The sequence below is a fragment of the Loigolactobacillus iwatensis genome (assembly GCF_003950295.1).
Taxonomy (GTDB): domain Bacteria; phylum Bacillota; class Bacilli; order Lactobacillales; family Lactobacillaceae; genus Loigolactobacillus; species Loigolactobacillus iwatensis.
In genome coordinates, this window is record NZ_RHNP01000006.1 from 45526 (window position 1) to 67880 (window position 22355).

Genomic DNA, 22355 nt, shown 5'->3' on the forward strand with positions numbered 1-22355 from the left:
TGATTTACCGATAATGTGGCGACCCAGATGACAGCGACTTTTGATGTAATTTTGTTGTAGCTATTTGCATAAGCTAATTGAAGGACATCTTTTAGGAAAGGAAGTCAGGTAATGCAGAAGATTTTAATTTTAGGCGCCCACGGGCAGATTGCCCAATTAGTTCGGCAGCGACTGTTGGCGGAAACTGACGCGCAGTTAACGCTTTACTTGCGTAATGCCAAACGGATGCAGGGACTTGATTCAAAACGAGAAACGTTAATCGAAGGGGACGTTAATGATACTGCAAAGCTAACACAGGCAATGGCCAACCAAGATATCATTTACGCCAATTTAGGTGGTCAGTTTGAACCAATGGCAAAAAGTATTGTGGCAGCAATGACTAAAACGGGCGTTAAACGCCTAATTTATGTGACTGGTTTAGGCTTGTACCATGAGGTTCCCGGTGAATTTGGTCAGTGGGTTGAAGATTCAATTGGCGCACCAATAATGGATGATACGCGCCGAGCGGCCGCAATCATTGAGCAATCTTCCTTGAACTACACCTTAATTCGGGCCGCTTACATGTCCAATGATGATGTGATTAATTATGAATTAACCGAAAAAGGCGTACCCTTTAAAGGAACGATTATTTCGCGAAAGAGTATTGCCGACTTAATTGTTAAAATTGTGGAGCAACCAGAAAAACATAGTTACAGCAGTCTAGGCATTGATCAACCAGGAACTGATGGTGATCGACCAATGTACTAGCGCAACTTAGCAATCAGATTAAACGATTAAGGCGTTCATTCAAATTATTGAATGAAGGTAATGATAAATGGGGCAGCGCATTTAAAATGGATAAAAATTTTCATAAAGGCAGTCAGGCGCAGGCCATGCCAATGTTGTTGCACAAACTGAGATAAAGCAAAGTTGAAATCGGAAAACATGCAAAGGAGTTTTTAAATGACAGTTAAAAATAAGGTAGTTGTGATCACCGGGGCCTCGTCAGGAATTGGTGAAGTCACCGCAAAATTATTGGCCCAAAATGGTGCCAAGGTCGTGCTAGGATCACGGCGGGAAAATCGGCTGCAGGAGATTGTTAAAACTATCCAGGCAGCTGGTGGCCAAGCAACTTACAGTGTGACGGATGTGACTAAACCAGAACAAGTCCAAGCTTTAGTCGATTTGGCTAAAACTGAATTTGGAGGCATTGATGTTATTTTCAATAATGCCGGTATCATGCCGACTTCACCCATTAGTGCGCTGCATACCAAAGAATGGAACGACATGATTGATATTAATTTGAAGGGCGTTTTAAATGGAGTTGCGGCCGTCATGCCAGATTTCACCAAACAAAAATCGGGGCAAATCATCACGACTTCTTCAGTTGCGGGAATTAAAAGTTTTCCTGGGGCTGGTGTTTATGGCGCAACCAAGTTTGCCGTCCGTAATCTAATGGAAGTAATTCGAACTGAAAGTGCTAGTGAGGGAACCAATATTCGAACGGTGAGCCTTTATCCCGCAGCAATTAACACGGAATTGTTGCATACCATTACTGACAAGACTGCCAAGAAAGACATGGACCAATTCTATCAGGCGGTGGGGATTGATCCGATTGCGATTGCCCGTGTGGTTAACTTTGCAATTGATCAACCAGAGGAAGTTAATGTAAACGAATTTACAATTTACCCAACGAAACAGGCGTAGAGTGTTAAAACGGTATTTGTATTCTGGATGTTTAAACATATTTATAGTTAAGATAAGCTAAAAGGAGTTTAGTTATGACAAAAAATGAAGCAGTTAAAAATGGTGTAATTTTTCCAGTTGGTGCCAAAAATGAGGCTTTCCAAAAATATTTTATTGGCCAAAGCTATTTGCAAGGTCTAGTTAATGATCCAGCAGTTAACGTCAATGTTGGCAATGTTACTTTTGAACCTGGGTGTCGTAATAATTGGCATATTCATCACGATGGTTTCCAACTCTTGTTAGTCACTGGCGGCGAAGGCTGGTATCAAGAAGCTGGTAAGCGGGCCCGGCACTTGGTTCCTGGCGACGTTGTGGTCACTCACGATGGGGTTGAACATTGGCATGGTGCAACGAAGGATAGTTGGTTTGAACACATTGCGATTACGGCGGGAACGCCAGAGTGGTTGGAACCAGTTTCTGATGCAGAATATAATCAATTGGAGGTTGAAAAATAATGGCAGAAAAACAAACAGCAGGACGTGATAATTTAGGTGACTTTGCCCCACAATTTGCCGCTTTAAATGATGATGTTTTATTCGGTGAAGTTTGGAGTAAAGAAGATGCTTTATCGCTCCACGATCGTTCAATGATCACCATTGCTAGTCTTATTTCGGCTGGTGCTACCGAGCAATTAGAGGCCCATTTACGAATTGGCAAAAAGAACGGCATTACTAAAGAAGAAATTGTTGCCGAAATCACGCATTTGGCCTTTTACGCTGGTTGGCCCAAGGCTTGGTCAGCGTTTAACCGCGCTAAAGAAATTTGGACTGATTAATACGTTGCCCGAATAAGCGTAACTTTCTATTTTACAAGTAATGTTATACTTAAAGTAACTTTAAGTTGGTCGGACAATTTTGCTAGGAGGTAATTTCAATGGCAGATAATTCAGCAACGCAAGAGCAGCATTACCGAATTGGTGATTTTGCGCAATTGAGTGGGCTTTCCAGTCCAACTTTGCGCTTTTACGAAAAAGAAGGACTCATTCAGCCCCAGCGAACTGCTAACGGGTTACGTTACTATACGAAATTGGATTTAAGTTGGATCAAATTTTTGCGCCATCTGTTGGGCACCGGGATGACAATTGGTGAACTAAAACAGTACGTTGCTTGGCGTAAGGCCGGCGATCAGACGATTCCCCAGCGTTTAGAGTTACTCCAAAACGTTCAGCAGCGTTTTTTGAAGCGTTACGCTGAAATCCGGCACAACTTACAAATCCTCGATGATAAAGTTAATTGGTATGAACATAAATTGGCTGGCTCAATTAATGAACAAGAATCATTTGCGAATTATTTAGAAACGCTGGGTCACGCTGAATAAGATAATGGAAGAAGAGTTCTGCTGTTAATTGGTGAAAATCGATTAACAGCAGAACTCTTTTGTTTATGCTGAAATGAAGCAAGATCAAACGTACGTCTGGGAGTGGGACCAATGTCGGTTTGGTAATGATCGGAAATAGTAGGCGGCTAGGGCTTTTGTCCCAGCCGCTTTTAAATTAAAAATAGCGAGGCAAAATACTACTCTAAATTTGGCCGTTTGTCGTATAATAAAACCGATTTCTTTTAACTACTAAAAAGTAGCGTTAACTGGTACTACGGAGTTGGTGAAGTAGAATCCTGGCGCCTTTTAAACACGCTAAGGAGGTCTTATCATGTTAGATGTCATCGATTCAATTAATCGGCTAAGTTGGACGGTGGAGCACCACTACACTCATATTGAGGCACAACACCCCTTTATGCGGGCGTTTGCGGTTCAATTTGAACTTGCTTACACTGATTTTCGGGTGATTCAAATGGCGCTGCAGCTTGTTGGCGATCAGCATTCGTTATTGGTGGCTTTTACAGCGGTTTATGATCAAGTTTATAAGTTTGATTACGAATTTGCGGCGAATGGTCCTGAGGCGTTCAAGGAGAAATATGCTGGGCAATTATCCGTTTATCAGACGGCGAAGGATGAGTTGTTGGGTAGGTTGGAACAAATTAAGCAACTGCAAAGTTAAGTTGTGTTTTGGAAATACGCGCACTAGTATTTTCTTAACTAATTTAATGTAAGTGTATTTAAAAAGGAGTTATCAATCATGACTAGCGAACAGAGAAGGGATCCACTAGCAGATGAACTATTGACACCAGAAAATGCCGCCTTTTTATTAATTGATTATCAACCCACGCAAATTAATTCAATCAATTCGATGCAACGTGCGCAATTGATTGAGAACATTATTAGTACCGTAAAAATTATTCAAGCGTACAAAATTCCCGTTATTTTATCGACAGTCAATGTGCAAACGGGGCGAAATCAGGATACAATTCCCCGGATTAAAGACCTATTACCCGGTGTGAAATCTTATGATCGGACAACAATTAACGCGTGGGAGGATCAAGAGCTTAACGCCGCGGTTAAAGCAACTGGCCGAAAAAAATTAATTATTGCGGCGCTTTGGACGGAGGCCTGCCTCACTTTTCCAACGTTAGATGCCTTACGCGAAGGTTACGCCGTTTTTCCGGTAGTTGATTCAGTTGGTGGAACGTCACTTGTTGCCCATGAAGCAGCGTTACGCCGAATTGAAAATGCTGGCGCCCAGCCAACTAGTAATGCTCAACTGGCCTGTGAATTACAGCGCGATTGGAATCGGACGGCGACCACACCTCAGTTTGTGCAAGATCTGTTGGATGCAGGCATCTTTCTGAAACTAGCCTAAGCTGTGTTTGGGAGTGAGACAAAAGTTGGTTTTGAGTTTACTGCGTTAACCTAGGCTAATCCAATAACCACACTATGGTTGTTGGAAGGCACGTGAATCGAGACCTTTGGCGTACGTTCTAAAGCAATGCTCGTAACCTGAACGCTTTTCCAAACACCCCCTAATATGTTATGTTGATTAAAAGCCTGATTATCAAAGTAAATAAGCAGGCTTTTTGGCTGTACGCAGCCGATTAACAATGGAGGTGGCAAAATGTATGATCTTATTCCCATGAACATGGCCGAGGTTGCGGAAAAGTTGCAGTGGTACCAAGGCGCAGGTGAGTCTAAAAGTGAAAGCTCAGTTATTCAGGATAGTGTTTTGGCAATTAGTCAATTCCATTTAGATGAAGCGCTGGAGGGCCCCTATTGGACGGCGAAGTGGCAAGTGGCCAATTATGAAATTGCAGTTTTATCCTCTGACGAAGTTATCTGCGTGATTAAAACGCCAAGTGATACTTTTGAAGCCAATTTCCGCGATAACGCAAATAAGTTAATTGATTATTTACGACAACAGGTAACGGAGTTGGTTAAGAATCACTAAACGAATTGATTAAGTTAAACTACTAAAAGTTTAAGGGGGAACGTCCAGAATGAGTGATCCAAAAATTCTTAATCGACTTAAGCGAGCAGAGGGTCAATTACGTGGTATTCAAAAAATGGTTGAACAACAGCGTGATTGCGGTGATATTATGACGCAATTAGCTGCCGTAGAATCAAGCGTGAAACGAATTATGAATTTAGTGGTCACGGAAAATTTAACCGAAAAAATAGCCGACAAAGATGACGCCGCGCTTCAAGAGGCAATTAAATTAATTTCGAAATTATAGCGAGCGTGTTTGAAAAAGTAGCTTCCGTGCTTTTCCAAACACGTTTACATTAGAGTAGCCAAAAAATACGAATAAAAGTATTTTTCAAATCTAACTGGATTAAAGCTAGGACTGAAACCTTATTTTATAAGTATTCCGTAACTAAATCGGCCTAGATATGCTCAGAGCTTAAATATTTTTGAGCCTACTTTAGAAAACGATTCCATTCAAGCAGTCGGTTATGCTATGCTGATAGTACAAACCAAGATGGAATGGAGTAAGTTAATGAAAAACTTTATTTTCGACGTAGATGGGACTTTGATTGATACCATTGATATGTATATTCCGGCCTTAAAGGCAACGCTGGCGGATTATGGCTACCAGCGTGACTATGCTGCCTTAACTAATTATTTTGGAATGAACGGTTGGGAAGCATTGCCGCTTATTGGCGTTAGCGAGCAGGACCGGCAGCCAATTTACGATCAGTGGGCGAAATTATCGGCCGAAAATACTGCCAAAATCAAATTATATCCAGAAGTGGAGCAAGTTTTGGCCAAATTGGCGGCAACGCCTGGCATTAAATTAGTGATTGCAACCTCGAAATCAAAAGAGGAATTAAGCAGTCATTTAGGTGGCAAATTTGCAATTTTAAAGTATTTTGATGCGGCCGTAACCTGTGAGGAAACCACCCGCCATAAACCCTATCCTGATCCGATTGAAAAAGGAATGGCAAAGATTGCTGCCAAGCCCGCGGAATCAATTTATATTGGCGATAGTGAATATGATGTTCAGGCTGCCCAGGCCGCAAAGGCTAAAAGTGGCGCGGCACTGTGGGGAGCTACACAACCAGAGCGTTTAGCAGCGGCGGAATATCAACTAAAACAACCTAGCGATTTATTGAAATTAATTTAGTGATTAGATTCAGGCGTAAGGCAAGATTTAATTTTAGCCGATGCCTTTTTGTAATTGGGTCATGTTGTTTGCTTGAAATTTGATCGCAGTTATGCTGAGTAATTTTAAAAAGCGATGTTATGCCAAAATTTATTTTTGACATAACATCGCTTTTTAAATCATTAACATTGAACTTACTTTTGATTGTAGGCTTCTTGGAATAATTTAACGATATCGTCCTTGGTACCTTTGCGTGGATTTGAAAAAGCATTGCCATCTTTCAAGGCATTCGTCGCCATCAGTTCGAAGTCTGCTGGCTTAGCACCAATGGCCTTGATACTACTAGGAATACCAACATCCTGGGACATTTGCCGCATAGCTTTAATGGAAAGCTCAGCCGCATCACGAGTTGAAAGCCCAGTTGTGTTTTCCCCCATTGCTTTGGCTAATTCCGCAAAGCGCTCTGGACAAGCAACAATGTTGTATTTTTCAACAGTTGGGAGAAGTAGCGCGCAGCAGACACCGTGGGGCGCGTCATATTGTCCGCCTAATTGATGTGCCATTGCGTGCACGTAACCAAGGTCAGCGTTGTTGAAGGCCATACCGGCTAACATTTCTGCCTGTACCATGTCAGTTCGTGCCTTGACGTTATGCCCATTTGCGACAGCTTCACGTAAACTGCCCTCGATTAATTTAATAGCCTGTAAGCACAAACCATCAGTAATTGCATTGTGGTTGGTTGAAACGAATGGTTCAATGGCCTGGACAAAGGCATCCATTCCAGTTGCGGCGGTCAGTGAGGCTGGCACATTCAACTGAAGCATTGGATCGTTAAATGAAACCAACGGAACATTGCGCCACGAAACGATGACAAACTTCAAATGTGTTTCCTGATTAGTGATAACACAGTGACGAGTTAATTCGGAACCAGTGCCAGCCGTTGTATTTACGGCGATCAATGGTGGTAGAGCGTTCTTCAACGTTTCAATACCAGCTAACTTGGTGATGTCATCACCGTTCGTTAAAATAATACCAGCACCTTTGCCGGTATCATGGGCCGAACCGCCACCAATTGTAATGATACTATCGCAATCATTTTCTTGAAATAGTTTCTTAGCGGCCTTAATATTGTGAATCTTTGGATTAGGCTCAACACCATCATAGATAGTGTAGTTTACGTTGGCCTTATTTAATGAATCAAGGGTCTGAACAACAGGCCCATTTTCAGCGCTTTTTAGAAACTTATCCGTTATAATTAAAGGCTTCTTCATGTTAAGCGCATTAACACGATCGCCAATTTTTGCAATAACACCAGGGCCAAAAAAGTTAACGCTTGGCATCAAAAAATCAAAGTTCTTTGCCATTTGAATTCCTCCATGTGATTTATTTGACAAACTTATTGTAGCTCTTTCAAACTGTAAGTCAAGCAGTTACAGTATATAAAATTTTGCTTATTATGAAATAAATTTTGAAAAAAATAATGTTCAAAAAATGTTTTAAAAAAACTTTGGCCTAAATTAAAAGCAGAGGCATAATAAGAGCCATAAATCAGAATATAATTAAAAAATTATGTGATGTCGCGAAGAACAACAGTTAAATCTATTTTTAGAGAGCGTGGAATTGGTGGAAAGCTCTGTAGAGATAATTGTGAAGATGGGTTTCAGACTGATGGTGGTTGGCGTAGATTATCTGGTGGCAAGTGTTACTTTGCCGGGTATCCAATCAAAGCTTGTGTACTGGCGAGATGTACAATTGAGGGTGGTAACACAAGTGTAAAGGCTGCGTCCCTTAGTCCAAATTTGGGTTAAGCGAACGCAGTTTCTTTCTTTCTTTTGTCCTGAAAGGGGTGGCCGTTTGGTCCTATCGAGTGTGGCAGTTAATGAAAAACTATAGTTGTGAGGACAAGGCGGCCTTTCAACTTGTCCCATTCTCGGTATAAAAATAGCAATTATCGGGAAGATTTAGTTATCCAAGATTTAATCGGCGGATTTATTAAGTTAAAAAATTTGATTATTCCTGTTGACTTTAAAACAACACGTGCTATTATGAACGTGTTGATAATAAAACAACAATCAAATTCTAAGGAGTGTTTATATTTATGAAATATGCTATTACTGCTACAACTGGTAACTTTGGTCAGATCGCCGTTAAGGAACTTTTAAAACTTACTGATAATAGTGAGGTTATCGCAATTGCCCGGAATGTTGCTAAGGCCAAAGAATTACTACCACAAGGTGTTGAAATTCGGCAAGGTGACTATAATGATGAGGCCTCAATGGAAACTGCGCTGCAGGGTGTGGATCGCCTTCTCTTTATTTCGTCACAACCAGGTGGCGCCGTTACGCGGGCTGATCAACACAAAAATGTGGTTAAGGCATTAGCTGCTGCCCAAGTTAAATTTGTTGCCTACACAAGTTTCCCTAATGCGCAAAATTCGACTAGTGCCTTGGCCAATGACCATAAAATTACTGAGAGTGCAATTGAAGATGCTGGTGTCGCTCATTCATTTTTGCGGAATAATTGGTATCTAGAAAACGAAGTCGGTTTCTTACAGAATGGTGCCGCCAATAAACCAGTTTCATACTGGGCGGCTGGTAAGGTTGGCTGGGCACTGGAACGCGAATTTGCTGAAGCGGCCGTCAAAGTGTTAACATTAAGCAATCCCAAGAAGGTTTATGAACTTGCTGGTCCAGCACGTTCTTACGCAGACCTAGGGAACGGCTTAAAACAGGCTACTGGTAATGATTTTACGGTTAAGCAAGTGTCTGCAACGGAATATCAGGCCGGCTTAGTGGCAGCAGGTTTGGATCAGAATACCGCGGCCCTTTTCACCTCCTTTCAGGAACCAATTAATGATGGCTCATTGAGTGAGGATTCAACTGATTTAGAAACTGTTCTTGGGCATGATTTGACTGCTTTACCAAAGGCAATCAACGAAATTCTTAGTCGAAATTAGGTGTAGTTTAATGAAGTACTCGCACAAGTTGAGTGATGCAATTCATATTCTGGCTTATCTCATTATTTATAAGGATGGCGATCTTTCAAGTAAAGCGATTGCCGCAAGTATTGAAGCCAATGCTAGTGTTGTCCGTAACTTAATGTCAGATTTAAGGAAAGCGGGATTAATTAATACCCAACCGGGGAGTGCCACCACGACACTTAATGTCATGCCAAACAAGATTTCTATTTTGAGCGTCTACCAGGCAATCAATATGGATCATGATCTGTTACACATCGATCCCAAGACTAACCCACAGTGTATTGTTGGCGGGAATATTCAGGACACGCTAAATATGTACTACGCGGATATCGAAGAATCTGCCTTTCAACGGATGAATGAAATTACGCTGCAGGACATCACTGATGATATTCTCGCGAGGCAGGCTATAAAATAAAACTTAATTTTAAAAAAATAACATAATAAAACCCACTAAATTGAGATTTCCAATTTAGTGGGTTTTATTATGGGTTCGGTTCTTTAAATACTTTTGAGAAATTACGGGACAGTATTGAGTGACTTTTATTTGATGCCTGCAGGTCTAGATCTATGTGAATTGTGATTTGAGACTTTTAATTTTAGGGATGAGGCTAAGGCAAAGGTTCGGACCGCTTACTATTTCTGAACATTACTCTAAGAACAGGCGCTAAAAGTCTGGGTTCACGTACCTGACTACAGCTAATCCAATAACTGTTTTTTGTCCCAATTCCATCCTTTTTTCACAGCAAGCCCCGCTGCCGCAACAGCCCCTGTACCGCAAGCTTAATTTCATCAGTTCGTTGTTCATCATCCACCTGCGCAATTTTGTAACCAGCAAAGTAGGGAGTAACAATGAAACGAGGGACCACCTTACAGATGATTTGATTGGCACGGTGATAAAAGAAGAGGTTGTAGCTATCAAATTTACCCTGAAAATAACTGGTGATGATGTAGCGGGTGATGACCTGAGTGTAATCTGCTAGCCAATTGAGGGCCGAAGTAGCGTTAATGATCAAATTAAATTCAGTGGAACCCATAATTGGTTGGGCGGAAATGTTGAGCTCAATAAATTGATTTTTAGCGATGATCGTGCCCTGAAAGTTAGTTGAATTGATTTCGGAATAGCCATCTTGTTGCTCAAGGCCAACTAACTGTAAGTGGGGGTGTCCAAGACTGCCACCGGATAGTGGACCGTGATTTTTAAAGAGTAAAATACTTTTGAATTTTTTGTTTTCTGCAGCCTTTTGCCAACAAGCAAGGGTAAAGGCAAATAGTTTATGGTTGTGTGCCTGGGAATAATTCGAAATGTCGCCGAAGTGATTGCCTGATTCAATGATGACTGTTTGCCAGGTGTTTTCTAACGTGTGGTATTTATTTTCTAGCCAAATAATGTCATTGTCGCTGGCTAAAATATTAGTTAAGCTATTGGTATCACAAAAAGGGCAGCGATTATTAAGGTGGACGACATTTTCCGGCTTACGCTGTGAAATTTGTGAGTTAAGTTTTAAAGGCTGATTTTGTTTCAAACGTAAGACTTCCTTAAAAGTTGAACAAAGTAGTGACTAATCAAACTATATTATCGATAATCAATAGAGTCAACCTAATTATTTGGACTGTTTTAAGGTTGGTTTTAGGTTAGTAAATTAAACTGACATAGTGAATTCTAAATTAGCTAATATGACTAAATTACAAATTAAGGCCAGCCATTATTGTGTGTGATCAATGAGAAACCTAACGCCTCTAATCTGCTTTAAGTCAATTACGGAAGGTGACAATTTTTGAGACGAGCGCGACGACAAAGAAAGCATTTTAATATTTTACAGCTACTGCGACTGCTGATTGTGCTGGCAGTCTGTGGTTTGATCTGGTTAGGTATTGATCATTTTGTGCACCGGCAAAAAATTACGGTGACTGCACCGGCTTTGGTAATGCGGCAAGCGCCCAATTCTAGTAAGGCAATAGTGACGGTTACTAAGAACAAGACGGTAACTTATTTACAGCAGAAAAATGGTTGGGATAAGGTGCGCTATCACGGCCGAACTGGTTGGTTACCGACCTGGTTAATTCACAGCGATTATAATGCCACTACGGCGACTAATCGCCTGGCCGAACAAACAATCGTGATTGATCCTGGACACGGTGGCAGTGATTCCGGGGCACTGGCAACCAATGATACTGAAGAAAAAAGGTACACTTTAAAAATGGCGTTAGCGCTGAAACAACAATTAAAATCATCTTATGCCCGGGTAATTTTAACCCGGGATAGCGATCAAACTGTTGCCCTTGCCAGTCGGCCGGCTTTAGCCAATAAACGAGGTGCAAGTCTGTTTATTAGTTTTCATTTTGATTCAACCCCGGTAGCAAATACTGCATCAGGGTTCACGGCCTATTACTACCACGCGGCCAGTAAGCCATTTGCCAAAGCGTTATCGAAATCATTAAGTGGCCTTGGTTTGACCAACCGTGGAACGGCGTATGGAAATTTTCAAGTTATTCGTGATAGTCAAATGCCGGCCGTTTTATTGGAAATGGGCTACATTAACGATTACACAGATTATCAATATATTAGTTCAGCGACCTATCAACAACATGTTGCCCAGTTGGTTTATGAAGGATTGCAACGTTACACGGCTAACTAAATTTTTCTATAAAAAACTAGCGACTATGACAAAATTTATTTTTGTTGTAGTCGCTAGTTTTATTTTTGAATAGCCTCAGTAAAAATGTGCTGGAAATTCTTAACGATAGTGAACATGTCGGGGGAAAGTTAGCCTAAAAATACTACCTTGTGGGTGATTATCTAACACATTAATCTTGCCTCGATGTTGCGTGGTGATCCAGTTGGCGATTGATAGGCCAAGTCCGTAGCCGATCTGTTCTTTTTGGCGGGCGGAATCGACACGGTAAAAGCGATCAAAAATTTGTTTCTTGCTGTTGTCCGGAATGCCACAGCCAGTATCACTCACCTTGATTCCCCAATGATCAGTGCTAACCAGTGTTGTAAAGACGATGGTGCCCCCGGCTGGCGTGTACTTCACGGCATTATCCAACAAAATAATAATTAACTGTTTGATTAAATCGGGGTCTACCGTAATTAAAGCAGTTGCCTGAGTTTCTAAACGCAAACTTTTGTGCTGACTAGCAGCAATTTCCAAGTAGGGCGTTGTGACCTGTTCACTCAGTGTTTTTAAATCAACTTGACTGGGCCTAAGTTGGAGCACATCGGCGTCTGAGCGGGCCAACGTTAGTAATTGCTCAGTAAGGGCCTTCATTCGACTAGTTTCATTCAATGAAATGGTGATTTTTTCAGCCTCGGCAAGGATTGGTTGGTGGGGTTTGGTAAGCAGATATTCCAATTGATTTTGAATAATGGCCAAAGGTGTGCGTAATTCATGAGCTGCGTTGGCGCTGAATTCTTGTTGTTTATGCCAGGCCGTGATAATTGGCCGCATACCAATTCGGGAAAGCCAGAACGCCAGCAAGGTTGCCAGTAGTGTGAAGATGATCATTGTGATGAGTAACGACCGAAAAATACTGTGAATTGCCAGCGCCTCTGCGTCGGTATTGATAAGAATTAAAACGTAATGCCCAGCGTACTGACGTTGGCTACTTTTAGCGCTGACTTTAAGGAGCAACGTGCGAAACCGGCTGGCAGTTCGCTGATTAGTGTTGAAATCTAAATTAGTGACTTGGTTGAGCTGGTTCTTATTTAGTTTGACCTGATTAAAAAGCTGGTAGTTACGGGCCCCTAAAACATCACGGTTGAGTACCTTACCAGCCGCATTAAAAACGATAATATTCGTTTGAAAGGGTGCACCGGAAATCGGTGGTCGCTGTTGGCCATTCTTTTGGCGCTGCTGTGGTTTAAGCGGGTGGCGGTTGGGTGTCCCTTTACCTAAAATTTGCTCCTTTTGAATTTGTAGTGATTGATTAACGTTTTGGTAGATTGAATGTTGAAAAAGAAAGCCAACAATTGCACCTAAAACTAAGAAAAGGAGGATAAAACTAATTAAAAAAGTACCAAATAGTTTTAGTTGCTGGCGCTTTTGAAATGAATTTTTTAGTTGTTTCATTTATTCACCTCAAATAGATAACCGACGTTTCGTAGTGTTTTGATCGATTGATCGGCGGCGACCGTTTTTAGTTTTTTTCGCAAATTACTAATGTAGACCTCGACAACGGTTAGGGCCGTTTCCGACTCAAACCCCCAAAGACGGTCAAAGATCCGTTCTTTTGTAATAATAACGTTGGGATTTTGCGTAAAATACACCAATAAGTCAAATTCCTTACCATTTAGCTGTAAGGACTGATTTTTATAAATTACGGTTCGGCGGTTGAGATCAATGGTGAAGTCGGCCACTTGAAGTAACGTTTCATCGCTGAGCAGACCGCTGCGCTTGAGCAGGGCCTTGATTCGGGCAATTAATTCCTCCCGGTGAAAGGGCTTTGTTAGGTAATCATCCGCGCCAAGGTTAAAGCCGCGTAATTTGTCAGTCAACGTATCCTTGGCGGTCAAAATGAGGATGGGCAATTCCAAGTGTTGCTCCGTTCGCCAATGACCTAAAACATCATAGCCATTTTCTTGGGGCAGCATTAAATCGAGAATGGCTAGATCAAAGATACCATTTTTTCCCAGTAATTCGCCATTTTCACCATCATGGGCGATGGTCGAGCTTGCGAAAGGTGCGATCATTTCGGCGATATCGTTCGCTAGGATCGTATCATCTTCAACAATTAAAATATTTGCTTGCAATAAGCTAGCACCTCTTTAAATTAATTTAAATAAAGTTAGACAGATTGGTCTAGGAAGTGTTTGAAAAAGCGTTCAGATTCTGAGGATTACTAACGATGTCGATCGGACTAGGATAAACCGAAGTCCGAATCGCAGCCTAAACGGACGAATCACCTTTGAAAAAGATGATTTGGCCGTTGTAGCTACTATTCCGCAATTGAGGATTATTAACCAAAAACGTTAATAATCTTGATGCTTCATCCGTTGTCCATTCAACCACGGCAAAAACCGCCAAGTTGAAACATGGCAACCGCAGGAATCTGCTTTTTCAAACACGTTTACGCTAAATTGGCCAAGTGATTACTTTAAACGTATTTTTCAGACACGGTCCAGATTGCGTAATAAATACGCAAATAGGTCTAAAAATGTGAGCCGTCAATTACTATTTAAAATACGTGCCAATCAATGATTAGTCAAACCCTTATCAGTTTTAAGCTTCATTTATGGTTGATCCACTAAGCTAAAAGAGTGTTTAAAAAGCAATTAAGTACTATTCCAAAATTGAAGACTAGGTGAGCTTGAACAGATTTCAAGTCCAAGTCGCGGCCTACTTTACCAATGATTTGTTTCAAGAGGTGAAGTCTTTTCCAAACACGCGCTAGATTAATTAGGAAAACATAAATCAAAAATATTTTTGGGGTAGCAACTAAACCCTGTATTCATATTGGAGGTGGCACTTATCAAACGATTGGCAATGATCGACCATTATTTACGGCCGCTAAAGCAGGTTCAATTTAAATTAAGTGACTGGAGCAGGTGGTTAACTGATGCAAACTAAACAGAAGAAAAGATTTTTTAATGCAAAATTTGATCCTTTTCTAATTTTAATTTTATTAGTTGCACTATTTTTATACGGTTGGCAGATCTGGAAGGCTGGTTCGGCCAATGATTTCTACACGGCTGCAATTACGAGTATGACGCAGAGTTGGAAGAATTTTTGGTACGCAAGTTTTGATCCGGCAGGGTATATTACCGTTGATAAGCCGCCAGTCGCGTTGTGGTTTATGGCAATTAGCGCAAAGATTTTTGATGTTCATGGCTGGAGTGTTGTGTTGCCGTCCGTTTTGTTCGGGGTTGGGTCAGTTTATCTACTTTATCGACTAGTGACACCAACGTTTGGCCGAGTTGCTGGCCGTTTCACCGCACTCATCATGACGGTAACGCCGATTGTGGTGGCCGATTCACGAACAAATAACATGGATGCAACCTTGGTATTTTTCCTATTGTTGGCGTTTAGTTTTTTAGTTAAAGCAACTAAGATGGGGGAAAAGCGCTGGCTCTTTGTCAGTTTTGCCCTAATCGGCGTCGCCTTTAACGTAAAAATGCTGCAAGCCTTCATGGTATTGCCAGCAATGTACGTCTTTTACTGGCTGGCAGCCAAAATTAAATGGCCCAAAAAACTTCTTAATTTATCGGTTGCTACCGTTGTTCTAGCCATTTTTACGTTAGCTTGGCCGTTATCGGTTGATTTGACTTCGGCCCAAAATCGTCCTTATGAAGGTGGTTCAGAACACAATTCAGTTCTAGAACTGGCCTTTGGCTACAACGGTAGTCAACGTTTGTTAGGCCAAACAACTGGTACTGGCGGTACTTTTCCTGGAATGAGTGGCAGTAAAGAAAAAACAAACGCACCAAAAAAGGCGATTAAAGAAGTAAAAGTGACAACTGGTAGTAAAACACAAACGACACCAACTGGGACTAAGCCTAAAGTGCCTAGTGGTCAGCAAAGTGGTAAGACCGGGGGACCAGGTGCTGCTGGGAATGCTACCGGTGGTAAAACTGGCCAAGGTGGTGGCACAGCCGGTGCAGGTGGCGGTGCTTTTGATATTGGTACAGCAGGGATTACTCGAGTTTTCCAAAAATCATTAGGTCGGCAGGTTAGCTGGTTATTGCCACTTGCTTTAATTGGTGTTATCAGCAGCTTTAGCTATTTTGCTGATCCTAAGCGCCGTTGGTACCAATTAAGCCAAGCACAAAAAGAGCTGATTCTCTGGTTGGGTTGGCTAGTACCAGTCTTCGGTTTCTTCTCAGTGGCTAGTTTCTTCCACCCATATTACATGATTATGTTAGCACCACCAATTGCGACTTTGGCCGGGATTGGCCTGACAACTTTGTGGGCGGATGCCAAACAAGAAAAACGACTGTGGCGAACTGCGTTATTGCCCATTGCCATTGCCGTTACTGCTCTTTTGCAAGCGTGGTACGTGGCCGATTATTACCTTTGGCTAAGTTGGTTAATTATCGCATTAGCTGTCTTTAGCATCATTATTATCATTAGTCATAGTCGCGGGTTAGCTAGGCCAGCATTTATTCTGGCCATTTGTACGATCATGCTGGCACCAACTTGGTGGTCCTTAACGCCAACGATTGCGGCCGAGTCAGCGGGTATTCCAACGGCCGGCCCTGATTTGTTAACTAGTGATCAGCAAGCCAACGGTGGTGTTGGTTCCGGGACGGTTAATAAAAAACTATTGGCCTATTTAGAGAAAAATCAAGGTCAGGCAAAGTACCTCTTTGCCACAAGTGATTCTGGAACTGCGGCGCCGTACATTATTAAAACTGGTAAGGCCGTAATGGCGATGGGTGGTTTTAATGGCACCGACCCGGCAATTACATTGAAACAATTTAAAAAGTTAGTTAAAAACGGCCAGCTGAAGTATTATTACTCATCTGGTAAGAGTGGTAACACGGCCATTGTTAACTGGATTAAAAAGCACGCTAAAAAGGTTGCCACAAGCAAATATGGTGGCACAACTGGTACTGGCCAACAGACTACGGAAATGAATAACGTTACAAAAGGGCCAACGAATACCAAGTCAATGCAGGGCCAACCTACTGGGGTAAAACCAACTAGTAAACCAACGAGTTCCGGCGGTGCCAATATTGCCGGACCGCAAGGCGTACCAACTAGTAATGGTAGTTCTGCTAAAGCGACTACTAAGACGGCCAAAATGCCAACGGGCGGAACTAAAACGCAGGCAATGCAACCTGGTGGTCAAAGTTCAGGGACTTTGTACGATTTAAGTGATATTTACTAGATCGTGTTTCAAATGATATTAAAATTACGCGGTAAGTTTTGGCGAATAGATCAGATTATTAATGAGGACCATGTTTCGAGTGTGCGCAATGAGCACTAGGAGAATGGCTATCCGCCGCAGATAGGATTTTACGTTTTTTCGTAAGATAGACCTTATTATTAAGGAGGACCATGTTTCGAGTGTGCGCAATGAGCACTAGGAGAATGGCTATCCGCCGCAGATAGGATTTTACGTTTTTTCGTAAAATAGACCTTGTTATTAAGGAGGGCCATGTTTCGAGTGTGCGCAGTGAGCACTAGGAGAATGGATATCCGCCGCAGATGAGATTTTACGTTTTGTACGTAAAATAGACCTTATTATTAAGGAGGAAGCAGCATGATTGGAACGCAAACACCGAAAATTTCTATTGTTTTACCAGTTTATAATGAAGAAGCTGGCATTTTGGCAACTATTGCGGCGCTGGAACAATTTATTTCTAATCAGGATGAAGCGTACGAAATGATTTTCGTGGATGATGGTTCAGTTGATGCCAGCGCACAGTTGATTAAGCAAGCGCGCCTGAACGATGACGCGATTCGGTTAGTTCAATTTTCGCGAAATTTTGGTCATCAATTAGCGATTACGGCAGGAATTCGCTACGCAACTGGGGATGCTGTTGTGGTGATGGACGCCGATCTTCAGGATCCACCGGAAGTAATTCCAGCGATGATTAAGTGTTGGCGCGCCGGTAATCAAGTTGTTTACGGTCAGCGTCTCGGCCGCGATGGCGAGACTTGGTTTAAAAAATTGACGGCCAAACTTTTTTATCGGGTGTTAAAACGGGCGACACCGCTTGACATTCCCCTTGATACTGGTGATTTTCGGCTAATGGATCGCCGAGTGGTGACAGTTTTGGCCAAATTGGATGAGCCGGAACCCTTTGTTCGGGGCCTAGTTTCCTGGGTTGGTTTCAAGCAAACGGCGGTTACTTATGAGCGGCATGAACGAATTGCAGGTCAATCGAAATATCCACTGAATAAAATGTTCAGTTTGGCAATTGATGGTTTAACGTCCTTTTCGGGACTGCCATTACAATTTTCCGTTTGGGCAGGTGCTGGTTTATTTTTGCTGAGTGTTGTTGCCTTTATTCGCATAGTCATCGGCGCCACTACTGGTGGAAGTGATTTATTGTTGGCCACGTTACTGTTAACAACCAGCCTAATTTTGTTCAGCATTGGTCTTGTGAGCACGTACCTTTACCGGATATTTGTCTCTTCACGCAAGCGGCCCTTGTACGTTGTCGCTGAAACAACTGGTTTTCGCCAGGTGAAGCATTATCCAAATTATACCGAATCCAGTCAAAAGTGGGGTTAAGTAGAAAAGTGTAGTTAATTTTAGTCTGCTTTATTTGATCGCCATCAGGCCAGTGGGATTTTTGCTAAGTGAATGTGCGAAAAAAAGAAAAAAGTTCACTCATTAACACTAAAACTAGTTTAAAATTAATTGCAATGGTAGTTTTATGTTTGAAAAATAGTTTGTGGAGGTTTGGAGATAGTGAAACGACATCGGGTTGGTTTTATAGGCGTGCTTATTTTAGCGGTAATCTTAGTGATATTGGGAATTGGTTGGCACCAGCAACGTTATGCGGGTACTATTTCGGCAAAAAAGATCAGTGCTAATTTAAATAGTAGCCTAATCACAACTCGCCAAAAGAAGCAGGCCCAGGTCACTAAGAAATATCAACAAAAATTAAATTCTAGTAGCTACACTGAAAATCATATGTACGTTAAGCTAAATCCTTATCAGACGTCGCCACTAACTGCTTTGGTTGAGTTTCAAACCAAGGCCGCCAGTCAGGTGAGTTTGCGTGTCGTTGGCAAATCGGCGAAAACAGCAATCAAAACAACTTATTCAGGTTACAAACACAAGCATAAATTATCGGTTCTAGGTTTGTACGCTGATTACAATAATACCGTCGTAATCACGATCAAACAGAAAAATGGTCAAATAATCCACAAAAAATTGCGACTTAAAACGGCCAAATTACCAGCGGCCTTAGCGGCGATCAAAATTAACGTTAAAACGGCAAATAAACAGAAGATGGTCATCGGTCAAGATAAATTAACTTTCATTGTTCGGACAACTAAGCAACCATTTGGGATTGATGCCGATGGTAACATTCGCTGGTATTCGACGGACTATTCGCAACACGTCTTCAAGGAGCTACAAAACGGGCATCTCATGTACCTCGCCAAGAAGAATAATTCGGCCAAGGTTTACAACGAAATGCTGGAGACGGACTTTATGGGGCGCGTTTATAAGGAATATCATTTTTCTAGTGAGGCTAAGAGCTCCAATAGTGAAAATCTGGATGATGACGTCACCGTCGTTCACCATGATGCAATTGAATTACCAAATCGTGACCTGTTAATGACGGTCTCTGACGGTGGTAGCAAATACATCGAGGATACTATCGTTCAGGTATCACATAAGACGGGCAAAATCACGAAAGTTATCGACATGAAGAAAATCTTACCCGCCAAAATGTGGCGTAAGTTTACTTCAGAAAAACGAAACAATGGTAAAATTGATTGGCTGCACATGAACTCACTGTACTACGATAAATCAGATAATGGTCTAATAATTTCCAGTCGCCACCAGGATCTAGTGCTGAAATTAAACTATAAGACTGACAAAATTAAGTGGCTGTTTTCCGGCAAGAAAAAGTCCAGTTGGCCAATAAGTTACCGCAACAAAGTGTTAACGGCAAAAGGAAAGATTACTTATCCAGGCGGACAACACGCGGCAATCTTATTACCTGATCAAAGCAATCAGCAGTTGAAAGATCTGATTATTTTTAACAATAATATTGCGATTACCAACGGGCCGAAGAAAACGAGTGAAAAGTATTCTGAAGGTGTGCAGTACGTCATTAATGAAAAGACGAAGACAATTCGTCAGACTTGGTCATACGGCAAGTCATTAGGTAAACAGAATTTCAGTCAAATTATTGGCTCTGACCGTTATCTAAGTGCCACCAACCGCCTACTCTGCTTTGGGTTTCTTAAGGGTGGTGACCGAAGTGACATTATTGAGGTTAATAAAAAGACCAATCAGCAAGTCTTTAACGTTCAATTAAGTAATTTAGGCACTAAGGGTTACACTTACCGCGCGGAACGCTTTTCCCTGTACCCGAATAATCATAAAATAAATCGAACTTATGAATAGAGGGCAAGCTCATTTATTAGTGTTGTTAAATTCTTAGATCGCAAAAGCGTAAAGAAGGTTCTACGAAATCCAAATTAGATTTCGTAGAACTTTTTTGGTGGGAGTGACGGCCTCATTATTTTGGTTGGCGTTAGGGTCTACCTGAATATTATTGTATACTAACATTGAGAAGTACTTGAGTAATGGTCAATTAGGTGGTCAGAATATGAAAGAACTGGAACTTAAAAAAACAAAAATTGAAATGTTTAACAAGACTAAAGGTACGGCCATCCTTTATGTTGTTGTTATTTACATTATTTCAGCAACAATTGAAGGCGTTTTGTCTCCGGGCAAGATAAGTAACTGGTTTTATTTAGGCTTATTCTTTGTTGGGATGTCGATTCAAATTGCGCTACTTTCTTATTTAACCAAACCTAGAATTGAATTTGTTATTTTGACACAATTAATTGTGACGATTGGTTCCTACTTTCTTATTGGGGATTGTATGCCTATTTTATTAGGAATGGCACCGGTTATTTTACTAGAAATTTGGAATTTTCAAGTGGGAAAAGAGCAAAAAATTGCGTTAGCGTTAGTCATCATTATTTTTGCAGCCATATATCTCCACAATATTTTTGGGATGGCAAGTTTTGGACACACAGTTCTTTTATTGGAAGTGACGGCGTTTCTTATTTTTGCGGCACTATATACTCAGAGTGTGTTCACGAAACAATTCATTGAACTGAAAAAAAGTCGGCAACTGTTTGAACAATTAGAAAATGTTTATGATCAAGTTGAACAAACAACGGTTGAGGTTGAACGAGATCGAATTGCCCGTGATTTTCATGATTCAATCATTCAACAAATCATCGGGAATTTATTGACTTTAGAGGCTACCGCCAACGCAATGCGAAACGGTGCGGCGTGTGAAAAAAGTTTGGCGGAAATTGAACACGTTATTACGCGCTCGCGTAAAATGGTTGTTGATTCACGTGCGATTGTTAAGGACTTGAGGGTCAATCGAGAATTAAGTCTGAAAACTAGAATTAATATTTTAAGCAATTCTTTTAAGAAAAATTACCAATTAGATGTCAAAAGTACAATTAAGGATGAACCGGAATTTTCTAGGGATGTATTTTCGCAGCTTGAGATGATTATTCATGAATGTTTGATTAATGTGGCTAAACACGCTGGCGTGAATAATGCTGTCGTTTTTGGGGAACGTACCAAAGAAAATTATCGTTTGAAGATAATTGATTTTGGAAATGGCTTCGATGTCAAAAACGTCACTAAAAGTGATCTAAACTTTGGCTTGGAAAATATAGCCGAGCGAGTCAGATCGATAAGCGGACAGTTTGCAATTAAATCGGTTAAGGGCGAGGGAACCACTATCGTAATTGATATTCCACTTGGAGGAGACCAATATGATAAGAATAATGATCGTTGACAACCATCCAGTTTTTAGAGAAGGATTAAAGGCAGTGTTTGCCGGTAATTCAAAATTTAAAATTGTTGCTGAAGCAGAAAATGGCCAACTTGCATTGCAAAAACTGAACACAGTTGCAGTTGATATCATGCTTTTAGATATTAGAATGCCGGTACTAGATGGTATTTCAACACTCGAGCACGTTAAGCGACAGTTTCCGAAAGTAAAGGTTTGTATTCTGACGACTTATGATGATGTTAAGGTATTTAATGAAGCGATGGCCCTGAAAGCTGATAGCTTTTTACTGAAATACGCCTCGTCGCAAACGATTTTTCAAACAATTCAGGATACGATGAATGGTCAACTGATTGTGTCACCAGATTTATTGAGAAATGCAGTTGACTCACGAAGCTTAGAGTATTCATTATCTAATGAAGACTTAGATATTCTTACAAAAGTTGCTAAGGGTGAACATAATTTTGAAATTGCGCAAGAACTTCATTTTAGTGAAAGAACGATTAAGGGCTATTTAACCAATATTTATAATAAATTAGGAGTGACTAGTCGAGCCGGGGCCGTTGCAAAAGCAATGCAGCTTGAATTAATTCGACTTTAACGTGTTTAACTAGCGTAGCCTTTTGAAAGTGTTATAGACAGAAGCTGTGGTAAAAGTAAAATTTGCCACAGCTTTTTTTATTTCTCTAGTTTTAGATTTCCAATTCCAAAGAACAATAATTATATACATTGATTATCCATAAAGACAAAGAATAAATTAATC

22 protein-coding genes are annotated in these 22355 nt (G+C 41.1%); 18 read left to right on the top strand and 4 right to left on the bottom strand.

Annotation, left to right across the window (positions count from 1 at the left end; all coding sequences use genetic code 11):
* The first annotated feature begins 111 nt into the window (after positions 1 to 111).
* The 10 genes from EKM98_RS03080 (at position 112) to EKM98_RS03125 (ending at position 6179) form a co-directional block, all read left to right on the top strand.
* Complete coding sequence (locus tag EKM98_RS03080) at positions 112 to 747, top strand: NAD(P)H-binding protein (RefSeq protein ID WP_125980489.1); 636 nt, start codon at positions 112 to 114, stop codon at positions 745 to 747.
* 195 nt (positions 748 to 942) lie between these two features.
* Positions 943 to 1686, top strand: a complete 744-nt coding sequence (locus EKM98_RS03085) for an SDR family oxidoreductase (protein ID WP_125980490.1) — start codon at positions 943 to 945, stop codon at positions 1684 to 1686.
* Positions 1687 to 1760: 74 nt separating this feature from the next.
* The gene (locus tag EKM98_RS03090; protein WP_125980492.1) at positions 1761 to 2180 is read left to right on the top strand and encodes a cupin domain-containing protein; all 420 of its coding nucleotides are present in this window, start codon (positions 1761 to 1763) and stop codon (positions 2178 to 2180) included.
* The gene (locus EKM98_RS03095) at positions 2180 to 2500 is read left to right on the top strand and encodes a carboxymuconolactone decarboxylase family protein (protein WP_125980494.1); all 321 of its coding nucleotides are present in this window, start codon (positions 2180 to 2182) and stop codon (positions 2498 to 2500) included. The genes EKM98_RS03090 and EKM98_RS03095 overlap by 1 nt, the downstream gene beginning before the upstream one ends.
* Positions 2501 to 2598: 98 nt before the next feature.
* The gene (locus EKM98_RS03100) at positions 2599 to 3042 is read left to right on the top strand and encodes a MerR family transcriptional regulator (RefSeq protein WP_125980496.1); all 444 of its coding nucleotides are present in this window, start codon (positions 2599 to 2601) and stop codon (positions 3040 to 3042) included.
* 331 nt (positions 3043 to 3373) lie between these two features.
* Positions 3374 to 3721 (top strand): hypothetical protein, encoded by a 348-nt coding sequence (locus tag EKM98_RS03105; protein WP_125980497.1) that lies wholly within the window; start codon positions 3374 to 3376, stop codon positions 3719 to 3721.
* Between the two features lie 78 nt (positions 3722 to 3799).
* Complete coding sequence (locus EKM98_RS03110) at positions 3800 to 4420, top strand: hydrolase (RefSeq protein ID WP_125980499.1); 621 nt, start codon at positions 3800 to 3802, stop codon at positions 4418 to 4420.
* 252 nt (positions 4421 to 4672) lie between these two features.
* Positions 4673 to 5002, top strand: a complete 330-nt coding sequence (locus EKM98_RS03115) for a hypothetical protein (protein WP_125980501.1) — start codon at positions 4673 to 4675, stop codon at positions 5000 to 5002.
* A 49-nt stretch (positions 5003 to 5051) separates the two neighbouring features.
* Positions 5052 to 5288: a metal-sensing transcriptional repressor gene (locus EKM98_RS03120; protein WP_125980503.1), complete on the top strand. Its 237-nt coding sequence runs from the start codon at positions 5052 to 5054 to the stop codon at positions 5286 to 5288.
* Between the two features lie 264 nt (positions 5289 to 5552).
* The gene (locus EKM98_RS03125) at positions 5553 to 6179 is read left to right on the top strand and encodes an HAD family hydrolase (RefSeq protein ID WP_164512653.1); all 627 of its coding nucleotides are present in this window, start codon (positions 5553 to 5555) and stop codon (positions 6177 to 6179) included.
* 173 nt (positions 6180 to 6352) lie between these two features.
* Here the strand turns inward: EKM98_RS03125 and EKM98_RS03130 are convergent, their stop codons facing one another.
* Entirely contained in the window at positions 6353 to 7522 is a 1170-nt protein-coding gene (locus EKM98_RS03130; RefSeq protein WP_125980506.1) for an iron-containing alcohol dehydrogenase, read from the bottom strand.
* 734 nt (positions 7523 to 8256) lie between these two features.
* Here EKM98_RS03130 and EKM98_RS03135 point away from each other — a divergent pair.
* The gene (locus EKM98_RS03135; RefSeq protein ID WP_125980508.1) at positions 8257 to 9114 is read left to right on the top strand and encodes an SDR family oxidoreductase; all 858 of its coding nucleotides are present in this window, start codon (positions 8257 to 8259) and stop codon (positions 9112 to 9114) included.
* A 10-nt stretch (positions 9115 to 9124) separates the two neighbouring features.
* Positions 9125 to 9553 (top strand): Rrf2 family transcriptional regulator, encoded by a 429-nt coding sequence (locus EKM98_RS03140; protein ID WP_125980510.1) that lies wholly within the window; start codon positions 9125 to 9127, stop codon positions 9551 to 9553.
* Between the two features lie 322 nt (positions 9554 to 9875).
* Here EKM98_RS03140 and EKM98_RS03145 read toward each other — a convergent pair whose 3' ends face one another.
* Positions 9876 to 10661 (bottom strand): DUF4931 domain-containing protein, encoded by a 786-nt coding sequence (locus tag EKM98_RS03145; RefSeq protein WP_125980512.1) that lies wholly within the window; start codon positions 10659 to 10661, stop codon positions 9876 to 9878.
* 252 nt (positions 10662 to 10913) lie between these two features.
* Between EKM98_RS03145 and EKM98_RS03150 the strand changes: the two genes are divergently transcribed.
* Entirely contained in the window at positions 10914 to 11774 is an 861-nt protein-coding gene (locus EKM98_RS03150; protein ID WP_125980513.1) for an N-acetylmuramoyl-L-alanine amidase, read from the top strand.
* A gap of 99 nt (positions 11775 to 11873) precedes the next feature.
* On the opposite strand, the gene EKM98_RS03155 is transcribed toward EKM98_RS03150, so the two are convergent.
* Both EKM98_RS03155 and EKM98_RS03160 read right to left on the bottom strand, forming a co-directional pair.
* Positions 11874 to 13208: a sensor histidine kinase gene (locus EKM98_RS03155; protein ID WP_125980515.1), complete on the bottom strand. Its 1335-nt coding sequence runs from the start codon at positions 13206 to 13208 to the stop codon at positions 11874 to 11876.
* Positions 13205 to 13888 (bottom strand): response regulator transcription factor, encoded by a 684-nt coding sequence (locus EKM98_RS03160; protein ID WP_225418516.1) that lies wholly within the window; start codon positions 13886 to 13888, stop codon positions 13205 to 13207. Before EKM98_RS03160 ends, EKM98_RS03155 begins: the two co-directional genes overlap by 4 nt.
* 806 nt (positions 13889 to 14694) lie before the next feature.
* Between EKM98_RS03160 and EKM98_RS03165 the strand changes: the two genes are divergently transcribed.
* The 5 genes from EKM98_RS03165 to EKM98_RS03185 all read left to right on the top strand — a co-directional run bounded on the left by EKM98_RS03165 (position 14695) and on the right by EKM98_RS03185 (position 22193).
* Entirely contained in the window at positions 14695 to 16965 is a 2271-nt protein-coding gene (locus tag EKM98_RS03165) for a glycosyltransferase family 39 protein (protein WP_125980517.1), read from the top strand.
* 375 nt (positions 16966 to 17340) lie between these two features.
* Positions 17341 to 18318: a glycosyltransferase family 2 protein gene (locus EKM98_RS03170; RefSeq protein ID WP_125980518.1), complete on the top strand. Its 978-nt coding sequence runs from the start codon at positions 17341 to 17343 to the stop codon at positions 18316 to 18318.
* Positions 18319 to 18498: 180 nt separating this feature from the next.
* Positions 18499 to 20172 (top strand): aryl-sulfate sulfotransferase, encoded by a 1674-nt coding sequence (locus EKM98_RS03175; protein ID WP_125980520.1) that lies wholly within the window; start codon positions 18499 to 18501, stop codon positions 20170 to 20172.
* A gap of 205 nt (positions 20173 to 20377) precedes the next feature.
* A complete protein-coding gene (locus tag EKM98_RS03180; protein WP_125980522.1) occupies positions 20378 to 21598 on the top strand; it encodes a sensor histidine kinase in 1221 nt (406 codons plus the stop codon).
* Positions 21576 to 22193: a response regulator transcription factor gene (locus EKM98_RS03185; protein ID WP_125980524.1), complete on the top strand. Its 618-nt coding sequence runs from the start codon at positions 21576 to 21578 to the stop codon at positions 22191 to 22193. The genes EKM98_RS03180 and EKM98_RS03185 overlap by 23 nt, the downstream gene beginning before the upstream one ends.
* Positions 22194 to 22355: the final 162 nt, after the last annotated feature.